17 protein-coding genes, 1 rRNA gene and 1 riboswitch are annotated in these 15,289 nt (G+C 46.9%); of the genes, 16 read left to right on the top strand and 2 right to left on the bottom strand.

What is annotated here, in order from left to right; all coding sequences use genetic code 11:
• The first annotated feature begins 159 nt into the window (after nucleotides 1-159).
• Both rrf and M1K46_RS23750 read left to right on the top strand, forming a co-directional pair.
• Nucleotides 160-275 (top strand): 5S ribosomal RNA (rrf, locus tag M1K46_RS23755).
• A 319-nt stretch (nucleotides 276-594) separates the two neighbouring features.
• Nucleotides 595-918, top strand: a complete 324-nt coding sequence (locus M1K46_RS23750; RefSeq protein WP_256227919.1) for a hypothetical protein — start codon at nucleotides 595-597, stop codon at nucleotides 916-918.
• Between the two features lie 45 nt (nucleotides 919-963).
• Here M1K46_RS23750 and M1K46_RS23745 read toward each other — a convergent pair whose 3' ends face one another.
• Nucleotides 964-1,398 carry an Hsp20/alpha crystallin family protein gene (locus M1K46_RS23745; RefSeq protein ID WP_053356016.1) on the bottom strand — a complete coding sequence of 145 codons (435 nt, stop codon included), beginning with the start codon at nucleotides 1,396-1,398 and terminating at the stop codon, nucleotides 964-966.
• 84 nt (nucleotides 1,399-1,482) lie between these two features.
• On the opposite strand from M1K46_RS23745, the gene gerPC reads away from it, so the two are divergent.
• On the top strand, nucleotides 1,483-1,761 hold the full coding sequence (gerPC, locus tag M1K46_RS23740) for a spore germination protein GerPC (RefSeq protein ID WP_091008074.1): 279 nt from the start codon (nucleotides 1,483-1,485) through the stop codon (nucleotides 1,759-1,761).
• 139 nt (nucleotides 1,762-1,900) lie between these two features.
• Here the strand turns inward: gerPC and M1K46_RS23735 are convergent, their stop codons facing one another.
• Nucleotides 1,901-2,419, bottom strand: coding sequence for a ferritin family protein (locus M1K46_RS23735; protein WP_091008076.1), 519 nt, complete (start codon nucleotides 2,417-2,419; stop codon nucleotides 1,901-1,903).
• A gap of 178 nt (nucleotides 2,420-2,597) precedes the next feature.
• On the opposite strand from M1K46_RS23735, the gene M1K46_RS23730 reads away from it, so the two are divergent.
• From M1K46_RS23730 to purH, 13 genes are all read left to right on the top strand, one after another.
• The gene (locus tag M1K46_RS23730; protein WP_062239233.1) at nucleotides 2,598-3,125 is read left to right on the top strand and encodes a DUF2179 domain-containing protein; all 528 of its coding nucleotides are present in this window, start codon (nucleotides 2,598-2,600) and stop codon (nucleotides 3,123-3,125) included.
• Nucleotides 3,126-3,127: 2 nt separating this feature from the next.
• Entirely contained in the window at nucleotides 3,128-3,328 is a 201-nt protein-coding gene (locus tag M1K46_RS23725) for an NETI motif-containing protein (RefSeq protein ID WP_256227918.1), read from the top strand.
• A gap of 79 nt (nucleotides 3,329-3,407) precedes the next feature.
• Nucleotides 3,408-3,509, top strand: a riboswitch (purine riboswitch).
• Nucleotides 3,510-3,647: 138 nt separating this feature from the next.
• Nucleotides 3,648-4,136, top strand: coding sequence for a 5-(carboxyamino)imidazole ribonucleotide mutase (gene purE / locus M1K46_RS23720; protein ID WP_256227917.1), 489 nt, complete (start codon nucleotides 3,648-3,650; stop codon nucleotides 4,134-4,136).
• The gene (gene purK / locus M1K46_RS23715; protein ID WP_256227916.1) at nucleotides 4,129-5,283 is read left to right on the top strand and encodes a 5-(carboxyamino)imidazole ribonucleotide synthase; all 1,155 of its coding nucleotides are present in this window, start codon (nucleotides 4,129-4,131) and stop codon (nucleotides 5,281-5,283) included. Before purE ends, purK begins: the two co-directional genes overlap by 8 nt.
• Nucleotides 5,280-6,572: an adenylosuccinate lyase gene (purB, locus tag M1K46_RS23710; protein WP_256227914.1), complete on the top strand. Its 1,293-nt coding sequence runs from the start codon at nucleotides 5,280-5,282 to the stop codon at nucleotides 6,570-6,572. The genes purK and purB overlap by 4 nt, the downstream gene beginning before the upstream one ends.
• Nucleotides 6,573-6,828: 256 nt before the next feature.
• Complete coding sequence (purC, locus tag M1K46_RS23705) at nucleotides 6,829-7,548, top strand: phosphoribosylaminoimidazolesuccinocarboxamide synthase (protein ID WP_256227912.1); 720 nt, start codon at nucleotides 6,829-6,831, stop codon at nucleotides 7,546-7,548.
• On the top strand, nucleotides 7,541-7,795 hold the full coding sequence (gene purS, locus M1K46_RS23700; RefSeq protein ID WP_256227910.1) for a phosphoribosylformylglycinamidine synthase subunit PurS: 255 nt from the start codon (nucleotides 7,541-7,543) through the stop codon (nucleotides 7,793-7,795). The genes purC and purS overlap by 8 nt, the downstream gene beginning before the upstream one ends.
• A complete protein-coding gene (gene purQ / locus M1K46_RS23695) occupies nucleotides 7,792-8,475 on the top strand; it encodes a phosphoribosylformylglycinamidine synthase subunit PurQ (RefSeq protein WP_256227909.1) in 684 nt (227 codons plus the stop codon). The genes purS and purQ overlap by 4 nt, the downstream gene beginning before the upstream one ends.
• Nucleotides 8,459-10,690, top strand: a complete 2,232-nt coding sequence (purL, locus tag M1K46_RS23690) for a phosphoribosylformylglycinamidine synthase subunit PurL (protein ID WP_256227908.1) — start codon at nucleotides 8,459-8,461, stop codon at nucleotides 10,688-10,690. The genes purQ and purL overlap by 17 nt, the downstream gene beginning before the upstream one ends.
• Nucleotides 10,666-12,084, top strand: coding sequence for an amidophosphoribosyltransferase (purF, locus tag M1K46_RS23685; protein ID WP_256227907.1), 1,419 nt, complete (start codon nucleotides 10,666-10,668; stop codon nucleotides 12,082-12,084). The genes purL and purF overlap by 25 nt, the downstream gene beginning before the upstream one ends.
• Before the next feature lie 25 nt (nucleotides 12,085-12,109).
• Nucleotides 12,110-13,150: a phosphoribosylformylglycinamidine cyclo-ligase gene (purM, locus tag M1K46_RS23680; RefSeq protein WP_256227906.1), complete on the top strand. Its 1,041-nt coding sequence runs from the start codon at nucleotides 12,110-12,112 to the stop codon at nucleotides 13,148-13,150.
• On the top strand, nucleotides 13,147-13,737 hold the full coding sequence (gene purN, locus M1K46_RS23675; protein WP_256227904.1) for a phosphoribosylglycinamide formyltransferase: 591 nt from the start codon (nucleotides 13,147-13,149) through the stop codon (nucleotides 13,735-13,737). The genes purM and purN overlap by 4 nt, the downstream gene beginning before the upstream one ends.
• Nucleotides 13,734-15,272 carry a bifunctional phosphoribosylaminoimidazolecarboxamide formyltransferase/IMP cyclohydrolase gene (purH, locus tag M1K46_RS23670; protein WP_256227903.1) on the top strand — a complete coding sequence of 513 codons (1,539 nt, stop codon included), beginning with the start codon at nucleotides 13,734-13,736 and terminating at the stop codon, nucleotides 15,270-15,272. Before purN ends, purH begins: the two co-directional genes overlap by 4 nt.
• The last annotated feature ends 17 nt before the right edge of the window (nucleotides 15,273-15,289 follow it).

The following is a 15,289-nucleotide window of genomic DNA, read 5'->3' as shown; positions in this document are numbered from 1 at the left end:
TTTTTGGTGTTCGTAGGAGGGATTGAAACGACCTCGAGGATATGGTTCATGGAGCTGGACGTTAGCATCAGTGAAAGTTTGGATGGAAAGTTATCTAGTTTTGAGGGAATATACCTCAAAATAGGTTTGTCAGCGACAAGTTGATCACAAACCGTATAGTCTGGTGGCGATAGCGAAGAGGTCACACCCGTTCCCATACCGAACACGGAAGTTAAGCTCTTCAGCGCCGATGGTAGTTGGGGGCTTCCCCCTGTAAGAGTAGGACGTTGCCAGGCAAAAAGGGTGGAACGAATGCAAATTCGTTCCATTCTTTTTTTATTTTTTAAAGAATAAGGGCCTGAAAACACATAATTGAGCCAAACTCAGAATAATTGAGCCAAACTGAACATTAATTGAGCCAAATTCACGATTAATTGAGTCCAACTCAAAATAATTGATTCTAACTAATAATTCAGACTTCTTCGCCGCTCTCCCAATAACCTCAAATCAATCCCAAAATCCCCTCAACAGAGATAAATACACTACCATCCTCATAATATGGTGTAATGGTGATATGTTTTTGAACCCGATCTGACCGACAAAGAGGGATATCTTATGAAAATATCGATAAAGAATGTCAATGTGGATTCCATCACGATGAAAGGTTCATTGAATATCGGAAAAACCCTAATCATCAAAAGGTATGCAAAAGAAAAATCAGCTCAAACAGGCGACAACAAAACGCCTGATGAACCAGCCAGCAATAACTCCACCACCGACACCAATAAAACCACCAAAGCCACCACACCATCTGGCATCCACATTATCGAAAATAACATCAAAAAGACTAAGGAAGAAAAGGCTGAGGAACAACTATTGGCTAACGCATCCTTACTTTATTTTATTTTGATCACCCTTTTGGCAAACCCGCAGTCCTAGGATTACAAAAAGTGACCCAGAGGGCGACATACCCAGCCTCTGGGTCTATTCGAAGTAATCATATATTTTTACTTTTTGCTGGTCTTTATCTTGCTTGAGGCGCTGGAGGCGGACATACAAAAGACCGCGGTAATAACCGGCATCCAGAGGTCTGTCTTCAACGGGATACGGAAGCGGGATCTCCCGTTCGATGGGCCCCGAGGCAATTTCTTCGGTCACGCAATTGAATTTTTTTATCGAAAAATCAATGGTGCCTGTCACCTTTAACGTGCGGTAATGTACATATAAATTGACGTCCTCGATATTTTTTACACCAGGGAGGTTAATTAAGCAGTAAATTTCCTCTGAATTCTCATATACATTAACTAGAGGCCCTTGGTTGGTTAAGCCAAACTCCTTAAAATCATCAAAAAAGTCTTTGCCGAGCACCTGATCGGCATATTTTTTCCATTCGTTGCCCTTGCCCCATGAAGGATTCATGTTCACTCACTCCCTTGCAGACCCAGTATATGCATCCACTGCCCAGCAGGTGAAACAGAGGACGGATGAAGGAGGTTCAATGAGATGGACCAAGACCTGTACCATATTTTACAGCAGCTTCAGCAGCAAATTATTGAACTGCAGCATGAAAATCAAACGCTGAGAGAGGCTTTGAACAATATAAAGCCGATCAATATAGAGAACATCAATTATAAGATCCAGGAGCTGCATGTTAAAGAGTTAAAAGGAACGTTGAATATCGGACTTACCGGGGAAGCCCATCTTGAGGATATGGAGACGATTATTGACGAGATTCAGCAGGAGGGCGCCCATCAGCAGCACCATCAGGATGACCAGGAATAAGTGTAAAAGCTTGGGGAGCCATACTGCCTTAAGCTTTTTTTGTTTTTCGGAATAAAAAGAGAGTGCTGATTATGGCTGTATCAACACTCCTTGAATCATTTCCATGAAATTCACCCCAGAACAGCACAGCTCTTTTATCTTATCTTGCGTTCAATAAGAAGCTAAAGCGTGTAGCATGTTTGATTTCATCGGTATAAGGACGGAAGAAGGTGTCCCGGATGGTCGTGTCCTGGGTCATAAGGTAAGCATTGCGGTATTTTTCATAATCGGACAGTTCGTCTTCATAGGCTTCAAACAGGCTCTGACGGAAGTTCGTAATCTTTACAGGACGAATTTTATAGTTAGGCTGTTTGCCTGTTAAAGAAGTATAAAGTCGGGTAAACAACTGTAGATGCGTCTTTTCATCCTTGGCAGCATTAAGTAGTACATTTTTGCTGTACTCGTTCGGCGCTTCATTCGCAAGCCGGGTGTAGAAGTCGACAGCGGTCGCTTCGCCAATAATGCTCGACATAAGTGTATTTATCAGCTGCTGATACGTTTCGTGCTGTTGCTGCTGCTGGCTCTGGGCCTGCTGCTGTCTCTCAACAGATGGATCGTAGGGATTATAGGGATCATAATAATAATGGGTTTCTTCGAATGGTGCCTGATATGGATACATGACATCAATTCCTTTCCCGAATGCTTTTATAGCGTATGAGGATTCATGAAAAATGTGCCTATCCAAAAGAGCAGTATTCCATAGAAATAACTGGATAAATCTTCATTTTCAATCCAGTCAAAAAAGTGATATCTTACCTTTATAGCATCATTTTGGACAGCCAGAAGGAGTGTAGACGATGTTGGAAAACGGTTTGGCGATGATTGGAACCATTCTTCTTATCAACGTGGTGTATGTTTCGTTTTTTACGATAAGAATGATATTAACGTTAAAAAATCAGCGGTATCTCGCAGCATTAATCAGCGTGTTTGAGGTTATAATTTATGTCATTGGCCTTGGGCTTGTATTGGACAACCTGGATAAAATTCAGAACCTGATCGCATATGCGCTAGGGTATGGTCTCGGAGTCCTGGTTGGTATGAAGATTGAAGAAAAGCTCGCACTTGGGTATATTACAGTTAATGTGATTACGACTGAAACGGAAGCCGGACTGCCGAATGCGATTCGCTCGAAAGGGTTTGGCGTCACGGATTGGATGGCTTCCGGCCGGGAAGGGCAGCGGCTGATGATGGAGATCCTGACATCGCGCAAATCAGAATCCAACTTATATGAAGCGGTCCATTCACTTGATCCGAAGGCGTTCATCATCTCTCATGAACCGAAAGCCTTCCATGGCGGATTTTGGGTGAAAAGCATACGGAGGTAGCAATGGATAAAAAGCCAAACAAGAAAAAATTTGAGGTTCAGCCCGGTGAGACGATCTCTGATTGTTTAGACCGAATGGCGGAAGAAGGGTATTCCCCTGTACGCCGCATGGAGGAGCCGGTTTTTAAAGAAGTTAAGAAAAATGGGAAAATCGAGCAGGAGTATCACGAACAACGCATTGTTTTTGAAGGAAAAATACAGTAAAAACCGAACATTAAATTGTCAGAATATATTATTGTTCGATTTTTGGTTGACACAACTAAATGCCCTTCGTTACAATAAGGGTGACAAAAGCATAGTACCTCATATAATCACGGGATTATGGCCCGTAAGTCTCTACCTGATGACCGTTATTCATCGGACTATGAGGGGAAGCACCACTGCTGTTTTCGGCATATCCGCAGGTGAAGTATGTCCAGCGTAGTAGCTTTCTCTCATACAACAGAGAAAGTGAGTACACTGGACTTTTTTATTGCAGAAAAATCATTCACATAGCGTTTAGTTACGATGCGGGGAGGAAACGATGCAAAAACAAGTTGGCGTTATTATGGGAAGTACTTCTGACTGGGATACGATGAAGCATGCTTGCGAGGTGCTGGATGAACTTGACGTGCTTTACGAAAAGCGGGTAGTTTCCGCACACAGAACACCGGATCTGATGTTTCAATATGCAGAAGAAGCGCGCACCAGGGGAATGGGCGTAATCATTGCCGGTGCCGGCGGCGCAGCACACCTGCCAGGTATGGTGGCTGCGAAAACTGTACTTCCCGTCATTGGTGTGCCGGTTCAATCCAAAGCATTGAACGGCCTTGATTCACTCCTTTCCATCGTTCAGATGCCAGGGGGAGTACCTGTAGCAACAGTCGCCATCGGCAAAGCAGGCGCCACCAACGCAGGGCTCTTGGCTGCTCAAATTTTAGCGGTAACGGACGAAGGTTTAAACGCTCGTTTAACAGCGCGCCGCAAGAAGATTCAGGAAACCGTAATAGAAAGCAGTGATTCCCTTGACTAAAATCATTTTGCCAGGACAGACGATTGGTATTTTAGGCGGAGGACAGCTTGGACGGATGATGGCGATCAGTGCCCGTGAGATGGGCTATGGGATCGTTGTACTGGATCCCGGTGAAAAGTCGCCGTGCGGACAAATTAGCGATGAACAAATCGTTTCGTCTTATGATGATGCAGCAGGCATCGAAGAACTGGCTCAAAAGAGTGACGTCATTACGTATGAGTTCGAAAACGTAGACAGCGAAAAAGCTCAGTGGCTCGAAAAGAATGCCTGCATGCCTCAAGGAAGCCGGCTTCTCTATCTTACGCAGCACAGGATCAGGGAAAAGAAAGCCATTGAACAAGCGGGCGTAAAGGTCGCACCGTACCTTCCTGTGCAAGATAAAGAAGAATTGCGTAAAGCCGCAGGCCAGCTCGGACTTCCAGCCGTTTTGAAAACGTGCCGCGGAGGCTATGATGGGAAGGGGCAGGCAGTGATCCGAAGTGAAGCTGATCTTGCCAAAGCGGAAGAACTGATTGCCGGAAACAGAGAGTGTGTGCTGGAAAGCTGGGTTTCCTTTAAGAAAGAACTCTCAGTCATTGTAACCAGAGGAACGAATGGCGAGATGACGACGTTCCCGGCTGCAGAAAACATTCACCTGGAAAACATTCTTCACCAGTCTATCGTGCCGGCGAGGATCTCTGAGGAGACGGCAGCAAAAGCTTATGAGATGGCAAAACAGATTGCACTTGAGCTGGACTTGTACGGAACGCTCGCAGTAGAGATGTTTTTGGGAACTGACGGTGAGATCTACGTGAACGAACTGGCGCCAAGGCCTCATAATTCCGGACACTATACGATTGAAGCCTGTGAAACGTCTCAGTTTCAGCAGCATGTACGAGCCGTTTGCGGATTGCCGCTTGGCAAAACCGCACTGGTCAGCCCGGCAGTGATGATTAACGTGCTTGGTGAACATATGAAGCCATTGCTGGCCAATCTGGAATTACTGAAAGACGCCAAGCTCCACCTGTATGGAAAAGATGAAGCGAAATTGAAACGAAAAATGGGCCACATTACTGTGCTCGGAAACACGGTAAGCGAAGCCCTCGACAAAGCAGAATTCATTAAAGCTGCTGTACTTAAGATCGAAAAGCTGGAGGTAACGACATGATTGAACGTTATACGCGCCCCGAAATGGGAGCCATTTGGACAGATGAAAACCGATTTAAAGCATGGCTTGAAGTAGAAATATTAGCTTGTGAAGCATGGGCAGAACTTGGTGAGATTCCGAAAGAGGACGTGAAGAAGCTTCGCGAAAATGCTTCTTTTGACATCAACCGCATCTTAGAGATCGAGCAGGAGACACGCCATGATGTTGTAGCCTTTACCCGCGCGGTTTCTGAAACGCTTGGAGATGAGCGCAAGTGGGTGCATTATGGACTAACTTCAACAGACGTCGTTGATACTGCGTTATCTTATCTGCTTTTACAGGCGAATGAGATTTTGATCAAGGACATCGAAAGGTTCATCGAAATCATCGGAAACAAAGCGAAAGAACACAAATACACCGTTATGATGGGCCGTACTCACGGTGTGCACGCTGAACCTACAACGTTTGGCCTCAAACTTGCACTTTGGTATGAAGAAATGAAGCGCAACCTGGAGCGATTCAAGCAAGCAGCTGATTCTGTCCGCGTCGGAAAGATCAGCGGAGCTGTCGGCACTTATGCCAACATCGATCCGTTCGTTGAAAAGTTTGTCTGTGAAAACCTGGGGCTTGAAGCATCGCCGATCTCAACGCAAACCCTGCAGCGTGACCGCCATGCTCATTACTTGTCTGCGTTGGCACTTGTGGCTACAAGCATTGAAAAGTTCGCGGTTGAAATTCGCGGACTTCAAAAAAGTGAAACACGTGAAGTGGAAGAATTCTTTGCGAAGGGGCAAAAAGGGTCGTCAGCAATGCCTCACAAACGCAATCCAATCGGCTCTGAGAACATGACAGGATTAGCTCGTGTGGTTCGAGGGTACATGATGACTGCGTATGAAAACGTTCCGCTATGGCATGAACGCGACATCTCTCACTCATCGGCAGAACGCATTATTCTGCCGGATGCAACGATCGCATTGAACTACATGCTTAACCGTTTTGGCAATATCGTGAAGAACTTGACGGTATTCCCTGAAAACATGAAACGCAACATGACGAGAACGTACGGATTGATCTACTCTCAGCGTGTTCTTCTCAAATTGATTGATAAAGGCATGAGCCGTGAAGCTGCGTACGATATCGTCCAGCCAAAAGCGATGCAGGCGTGGGAAGAAGGCGTTCAATTCAAACAGCTTGTACAAGGAGAACCGCGCATTACTGAAAAACTAACACCTGAAGACATCGAGGATTGTTTCGACTACTCTTACCATCTTCAGCATGTGGATACCATCTTTGAACGATTAGGGCTGTAATATACAGTCTTGGGGTGAAAGGAACGAGAAGGGAAACCTTTTCGTTCCGGAGCGCCTCAGCACTACTAATAGGATCCAGCTTCGGTGTCCAGGCCCTCGAGGTCGTTTCACTTTTGATCAGAAAACAAAAAGCGTTTTATGCTCAAAAGTTCCAACGCTTGTCGGGTCTGAACGTACACCTCAGCACTTCTATAAAATTGCCAATATTCTTGATTTTTGCAGTATAATTCGGAAGCTTATGACAGGGGGACTTTGTATGGAAAAGCAAACCTTGCTTTATGAAGGAAAGGCGAAGAAGATTTACAGCACAGAAGATCAACAAACCGTTTGGGTGGAGTACAAGGATTCAGCTACGGCATTTAATGGTCAGAAGAAAGCGAACATCGATGGAAAAGGCCGTTTGAATAACGAAATTACGAGTTTGATGTTTTCAATGCTACAGCAAAACAATATTCCAACCCACTTTATCTCCAAGCAATCTCCAACAGAACAGATTGTCCAGCACGTAACGATCATTCCTTTGGAAGTGGTGGTCCGCAACGTGGTGGCTGGTACACTGGCTAAACGCACAGGGCTGCCGGAGGGACATGTTCTTCATAAGCCGATCGTCGAATTCTATTTCAAAAATGACGACCTTGGCGATCCTCTTTTTAATCATGATCATATCGAGGCTCTTGAACTGGCAGCTCCTAAGCAGCTGGAAGACATGAGAGAGCTTGCGCTTCAGGTCAATACGATACTCACTGCATTTTTTACAGAGAAAAAGGTTAGATTAATCGACTTTAAGCTGGAATTCGGGAACAACGCCAAGGGAGAATTGCTTGTGGCGGATGAGATCTCACCGGACACTTGCCGTTTGTGGGACAGCGAAACGAACGAAAAGCTTGATAAAGATGTCTTTCGCCGTGATCTTGGCAGTTTAACAGAAGCCTATGAAAAAATTTTAGAGCGCTTAGGGGGAAATTTGCATGTATAAAGTAAAAGTATTCGTCACGTTGAAGGAAAGCGTATTGGATCCTCAAGGAACAGCTGTAAAAGGCTCGCTTCACCGCATGGAGTACAACGAAGTTCAAGATGTGCGCATCGGCAAGTACCTGGAGCTTACGATTGATGAAAACGTTGGAAACCTGGACAAGCGCGTTGCGGAAATGTGTGAAAAATTGCTCTCCAACCCGGTCATTGAAGATTATCGCTATGAGGTGGAGGAGGTCGTCGCACAGTGAGATTTGCGGTTATCGTTTTTCCAGGATCCAACTGTGACATTGACATGTTTCACGCAGTAAAAGACGAGCTTGGTGCTGAAGCAGAGTATGTCTGGCACGATGAAAGCAATCTCGATCGCTTTGACGGAATCCTGCTTCCAGGCGGATTCTCATACGGAGACTACTTGCGCACAGGTGCCATCGCCCAGTTTTCAAACGTGATGGATGAAGTGAAGAAAGCCGCTCAAGCCGGCAAGCCCGTTCTTGGCGTATGCAACGGGTTTCAGATTCTCCTTGAAACAGGCCTTCTGCCTGGAGCAATGCGACGCAACGAATCATTGAAATTCATCTGCAAGCCGGAAACGCTTCAAGTTGTGAACGCGGAAACGATGTTCAGCTCATCCTATGAGCAAGGGGAAGAAATTACGATTCCGATCGCACATGGCGAAGGAAACTACTATTGTGACGAAGAGACGCTAAAGCAGCTGGAAGAAGAGAACCGAATCGTCTTCCGCTATAAAAATAACCCGAACGGATCGATTTCTGATATTGCAGGGATCATGAATGAAAGAGGAAATGTATTGGGAATGATGCCTCATCCGGAGCGTGCTGTCAGCAGTCTATTGGGCAGTGCCGACGGTCTGGAATTGTTTCAATCAATCGTAAAAAGCTGGAGGGAAAACCATGTCTTATCTTCATGAACCTACTGCAGAACAAATTCAGGAGCAAAAATTATACCGTGATATGGGCTTGAACGATGATGAGTTTTCACTCGTACAATCCATCATCGGCCGTCTTCCGAACTGGACGGAAACCGGATTGTTCTCGGTCATGTGGAGTGAGCATTGTTCGTATAAAAATTCCAAGCCTGTACTCCGCAAGTTCCCGGTAGAAGGAGAACGCGTTCTTCAAGGACCAGGAGAAGGAGCCGGGGTTGTAGACATTGGTGACGGCCAGGCGGTTGTTTTTAAAATCGAAAGCCACAACCATCCTTCTGCCATTGAACCGTACCAAGGCGCTGCAACCGGGGTTGGCGGCATCATTCGCGACATCTTTTCCATGGGTGCGCGTCCTGTCGCACTATTAAACTCACTTCGTTTCGGGGAGTTAACCTCTTCCCGTGTAAAATATTTATTTGAAGAAGTTGTAGCGGGTATCGCAGGCTATGGCAACTGTATTGGTATCCCAACAGTTGGGGGAGAAGTACAGTTCGACGCTTCTTATGACGGCAATCCGCTCGTGAATGCGATGTGTGTCGGCTTGATCGATCACAAAGACATCCAAAAGGGACTGGCAAAAGGCGCCGGCAACTCTGTGATGTATGTTGGAGCAAGAACCGGACGCGACGGCATTCACGGTGCAACCTTTGCATCAGAAGAACTGACCGAAGCATCTGAAGAGAAGCGCCCGGCGGTCCAGGTCGGTGATCCGTTTATGGAAAAACTTTTGCTTGAAGCGTGTTTGGAGCTCATCCAGAACTGTGATGCATTAGTCGGCATCCAGGATATGGGAGCAGCAGGACTAACGAGCTCATCTGCTGAAATGGCGAGCAAAGCGGGTATGGGTATAGAGATGAACCTGGATCTTGTACCGCAGCGCGAGCTCCACATGAGTGCATACGAAATGATGCTTTCTGAATCTCAGGAACGCATGCTGATCGTTATGGAAAAAGGCAGAGAGCAAGAGGCCGTTGAGATTTTTGAAAAATGGGGCCTAGAGGCAGTTGTTGTAGGAAAAGTAATTGAAGAAAAGCAGCTTCGCCTTGTTCATCACGGAGAAGTGGTTGCAGATGTTCCGGTTGATGCGCTTGCAGAAGAAGCGCCGGTCTATAATAAGCCATCCAAAGAACCTGCGTATTTTTCACAGTTCCAGAATGAAGAGGTTTTCGTTCCAAACGTAGAAAACAAGAAAGACACGTTGCTGCAGCTTTTATCCCAGCCAACGATCGCGAGCAAGTCATGGGTATTTGACCAGTATGATTACATGGTTCGCACGAACACGGTCGTGCCTCCGGGATCAGATGCAGCGGTCATCCGTATCCGTGAAACGGATAAAGCACTCGCGATGACAACAGACTGCAACTCGCGCTACATCTATCTTGATCCGGAAACAGGCGGAAAGATCGCAGTAGCAGAAGCAGCAAGAAACCTTGTATGTTCAGGAGCAGAGCCGCTTGCCATCACAGACTGCCTGAACTACGGAAATCCTGAAAAGCCTGAGATCTTCTGGCAGCTTGAAAAGTCTGTTGACGGAATGAGTGAGGCGTGCCGAACGCTGAGCACACCAGTCATCGGCGGCAACGTTTCATTATACAACGAAACAAAGGGTGTGGCGGTATATCCGACGCCGGTCATCGGTATGGTCGGACTAATTTCTCACCTTGACCATATTACGACGCAATATTTTAAAACACCTGGAGATCTAGTCTATGTGATCGGTGAGACACAGCAGGAATTTGGCGGAAGTGAGCTGCAAAAAATGCAGCTTGGCAAGATCTCCGGAAAAGCACCTGAGCTTCATCTTGAAACAGAAGCTAAACGCCAAAAACAATTGCTCGAAGCGATTCAGAACGGGTTGGTTGAATCCGCACATGATGTGGCAGAAGGCGGGTTGTCGGTAGCACTAGCCGAGAGCATGATGAACGGCGGCATCGGTGCTTCTGTTGAAGTAAATGGCGATATCGTTTCTGCGCTATACAGTGAAACACAGTCACGTTTCCTCGTTTCAGTCAAACCGGAAAACGCAAAGGCGTTTGAAGCCATGGTTCAAGACGCGAAACAAATCGGTTTTGTGACCGACACAGCTGTTCTTCGTATCGACCATGAAACAGGCGAAGAAGTGCTGGCAGCGACTCATGAAGAACTTCATTCCGCCTGGAAAGGAGCAATACCATGCTTGCTGACATCAAAGGCTTAAACGAAGAATGCGGGGTATTTGGGATCTGGGGCCACCAGGATGCGGCCCAGTTAACATATTATGGCCTTCACAGTCTTCAGCACAGAGGACAGGAAGGTGCAGGCATTGTGGTTACAGACGGTGCCAAGCTGAAGATGCACAAAGGACACGGTCTTGTGAACGAGGTATTCAGCCGCGGAGAATTGGAAGGATTAACAGGACATGCGGCCATTGGCCATGTCCGTTACTCCACAGCAGGCGGGAACGAATATGCAAATGTTCAGCCCCTGCTTTTCCGTTCACAGACGTCCAGTCTTGCCCTTGCCCATAACGGAAATCTCGTAAATGCCAACGCATTGAAGCATCAGCTTGAAGCGCAGGGAAGTATTTTTCAAACGACTTCTGACACGGAAGTACTCGCTCATTTAATTAAACGAAGCGGCTATATCGGATTAAAAGATCAAGTGAAAAATGCGCTGACCATGCTCAAGGGAGCGTACGCTTTTGTCATCATGACCGAGGACAAACTGATGGTGGCGCTTGACCCGCACGGCCTTCGTCCACTATCCATCGGAATGCTTGGAGATGCTTATGTCGTCGCTTCTGAAACGTGTGCATTTGACGTGGTTGGAGCCGAGTATTTGCGTGATGTGAAACCTGGTGAACTATTAATTATTGATAATGACGGCATGACAGCGGACACGTTCTCTTCACCGATGAACCGCTCCATCTGTTCTATGGAATATATTTATTTTTCAAGACCGGACAGCAACATCGATCAGATTAACATCCACAGCGCACGAAAAAACCTTGGTAAAGAGCTTTATAAGGAGTTTCCGGTAGAGGCTGATGTCGTAACAGGGGTTCCTGATTCCAGTATTTCAGCAGCAATCGGATATGCGGAAGAGTCTGGCATACCGTATGAGATCGGTTTGATCAAAAATCGTTATGTCGGCCGTACGTTCATCCAGCCTTCTCAGGAATTGCGTGAACTAGGGGTGAAAATGAAGCTTTCTCCGGTTCGCGGGATTGTAGAAGGCAAACGTGTTGTCATGGTGGATGACTCGATTGTTCGCGGAACAACAAGCCGGCGTATCGTTAAAATGCTGCGCGCGGCAGGAGCGACTGAAGTGCATGTACGGATTACCGCACCGCCGATCGCCCACCCGTGTTATTACGGAATTGATACCTCTGAGCGTGCAGAACTGATTGCATCGAATCATTCTGTAGAAGAAATCAGGGACATTATCGGTGCGGATTCACTGGCGTTCCTATCTCCGCAAGGATTGTTAAGAGGAATCGGACGCCCGGACAGCGATCCGAACAACGGACAGTGCCTCGCTTGCTTTACTGGAAAGTATCCGACGGAAATCTACCCGGATACGGTGCTGCCTTACGAAAAAGAAATGGTGTAATGGTTTAAAAAAGGGAGGAAATACAATGGCAGAGGCATACAAACAGGCCGGAGTAGATATTGAAGCGGGCTATGAAGCGGTAGACAGAATTAAGAAACACGCATTGCGTACACGCCGTCCGGAAGTCATGGCAGGCCTTGGCGGATTCGGGGCAATGTTCGATCTGTCCAATCTGTCTTATAAAGAGCCTGTTCTTATTTCAGGAACAGATGGAGTGGGAACGAAGCTTATGGTGGCGATCATGATGGACAAGCATGATACCATTGGAGTTGACGCTGTCGCGATGTGTGTGAACGATATCGTGGCTCAAGGAGCCGAGCCGCTGTACTTCCTGGATTACATTGCATGCGGCAGGCTGGAGCCTGCTAAAGTCGAAGACATCGTAAAAGGGATCGCTGACGGCTGCGAACAAGCCGGCTGTGCCCTTATCGGGGGAGAAACAGCAGAAATGCCAGGCATGTACAGCAACGGAGACTATGACCTCGCCGGTTTTTCAGTCGGCGGTGCTGAAAAGTCCAAGCTGATCCATCCCGATCTTGTAAAAGAAGGCGATGTACTAATCGGACTTTCTTCCAACGGCATTCACAGCAATGGCTATTCTTTGGTCCGCAAAGTGCTGCTTGAAACAGGCCAGCTTGATCTGAATGGAGAGTTTGGAAGTGAAGGCCGGACTCTTGGCGAAGAGCTGCTCGTGCCGACCCGAATCTATGTGAAACCACTGCTTAACGTTTATAAAAACTATCATGTTCATGGAGCGGCGCATATTACCGGCGGAGGTTTCAATGAAAACATTCCCCGTATGCTGCCTGAAGGACTTGCGGCAGAAGTTGATTATGGTTCATGGCCGATTCCAGAGATTTTTGATGTCATAGAAGAGACCGGAAATATCGGCAGAAAAGAGATGTTCACGACGTTCAACATGGGAATCGGAATGGTTCTTGCTGTGGATTATGACGAAGCGTTCGATATTATCCAATCCCTTGAACAGGATGGAGAGAAAGCATTTGTGATCGGCCGTGTGAAAAAAGGCGAGGGCGTTGTGTTCGGCGGCGGTGAACTGAAATGAAAAAGATCGCAGTATTTGCATCAGGGAGCGGCTCAAACTTTCAAGCGATTAACGATGCAATAAACGAAAAGAGCCTCGACGCCGAAATTTCACTGCTTGTCTGTGACAAGCCAGGGGCTTATGTCATCGAGCGGGCAGAAGAAGCGGGAGTGGAGTACTTTACGTTTTTTCCGAAGCAGTACGAAACAAAAGTGGAATTTGAAACGGAGATTTTAAAGCAGCTGAAGGCGAGAGACATTGAGTTCATCGTCCTGGCTGGATACATGCGGCTGATCGGCTGCACGCTGCTGGCGGAGTATGAAGGCCGGATCGTTAATATCCACCCGTCCCTGCTTCCGGCTTTTCCCGGCAAGGATGCGATCGGCCAAGCGTTAGAAGCACAAGCGGGAGTATCAGGAGTTACTGTACATTACGTGGACAGCGGGATGGATACAGGGCCGATTATCGCCCAAAAAGCAGTAATGATCAAAAAAGAAGATACGAGAGAAACCTTGCAGCAGCGGATTCAGAAGGTTGAGCATGAGTTGTTTCCTCGTGTTTTACAGGATCTATTCAATCAAGAAAAAGTGGGAGGAGTTCAATCTTGACCATTAAACGAGCATTAGTATCAGTATCGAATAAAGCAGGACTTGTTCCTTTTGTAAAAGCGCTGGCCGATAAAGGCGTGGAAATCATCTCAACCGGCGGAACGAGCAAAGCATTGCAGGAAGCCGGAGTGAACGTGACCGGCATTTCAGAAGTGACCGGTTTTCCTGAAATCATGGACGGACGCGTTAAAACCTTGCACCCGATGATTCACGGAGGCCTTCTGGCAGTAAGGGAGAACGAAAGCCATGTTCGCCAGATGGAGGAAAATGGCATTTCTCCTATCGATCTTGTTGTCGTTAACCTTTATCCGTTCAAAGAAACCATCTCAAAAGAGGATGTGGCTTTTGCAGATGCAATCGAAAACATCGATATCGGCGGGCCGAGCATGCTACGTTCCGCAGCGAAAAACCATGCGTATGTCACGGTTGTCGTCGACCCATCCGATTACAGCAAGGTGCTTGAAGAAGTAGAGAAAAACAATGAAGTCTCTGTAGAAACCCGCCGTAAGCTGGCGGCGAAAACATTCCGCCATACAGCGGCATATGATGCGCTGATCGCTGAATACTTAACAAACATGGTAGAAGAAGAAAACCCTGAATCTTATACAGTTACGTATGAAAAGAAACAGGATCTTCGCTATGGGGAAAATCCCCACCAAAAAGCGGCTTTCTATAAAGCACCGCTAGGAACAAAAACATCTATCGCTCAAGCTGAACAGCTTCACGGCAAAGAGCTTTCTTACAATAACATTAACGATGCGGATGCGGGTCTTCAGATCGTCCGCGAGTTCCAAGATCCGGCTGTTGTTGCGGTCAAGCACATGAATCCATGCGGTGTTGGAACAGGAAATAGTGTGGAAGATGCTTTCGCGAAAGCATTCGCAGCAGATCCGATCTCCATTTTCGGAGGCATTATCGCATCTAATGTGGAGATTAGCGAAGCGGCTGCACAAAAGATGAGCGAGATCTTCCTGGAGATCATTATTGCACCATCATTTAGTCCGGAAGCGAAAGAGATTTTAACGAAAAAGAAAAATATCCGATTGCTTACACTTGAGCTCGGTGAAGATAAAAAGCAAGAGAAAAGATCAACAACCGTTCGCGGCGGTCTTCTTATTCAAGACGAAGATGCGTACGGTTTGGAGCAAGCCAATATCTCGATCCCGACCAAACGTGAACCCAACGAAAAAGAGTGGGAGGATTTGAAGCTCGCGTGGAAAGTCGTCAAGCATGTGAAATCCAATGCGATCGTTTTAGCGAAAGATCAGATGACGATCGGGGTAGGAGCAGGGCAGATGAACCGTGTTGGTGCTGCTAAAATTGCGATCGAGCAAGCAGGAGAAAAAGCGGAAGGAAGCGCCCTTGGTTCTGATGCGTTTTTCCCGATGGACGATACCGTAGAAGCGGCAGCGAAAGCCGGTGTTACGGCGATCATCCAGCCAGGCGGATCGGTAAAAGACGAAGATTCCATCAAGAAAGCGGACGAATACGGCATCGCGATGGTCTTTACCGGCGTGCGCCATTTTAAACATTAAACCTGTGAATAAGGAGG

The organism is Fictibacillus sp. WQ 8-8 (assembly GCF_024494405.1).
Classification (GTDB): Bacteria; Bacillota; Bacilli; order Bacillales; family Fictibacillaceae; genus Fictibacillus_C; species Fictibacillus_C marinisediminis.
Note: the sequence above shows the minus strand (reverse complement) of the source record. Positions and strands in the feature narration are given on the sequence as shown.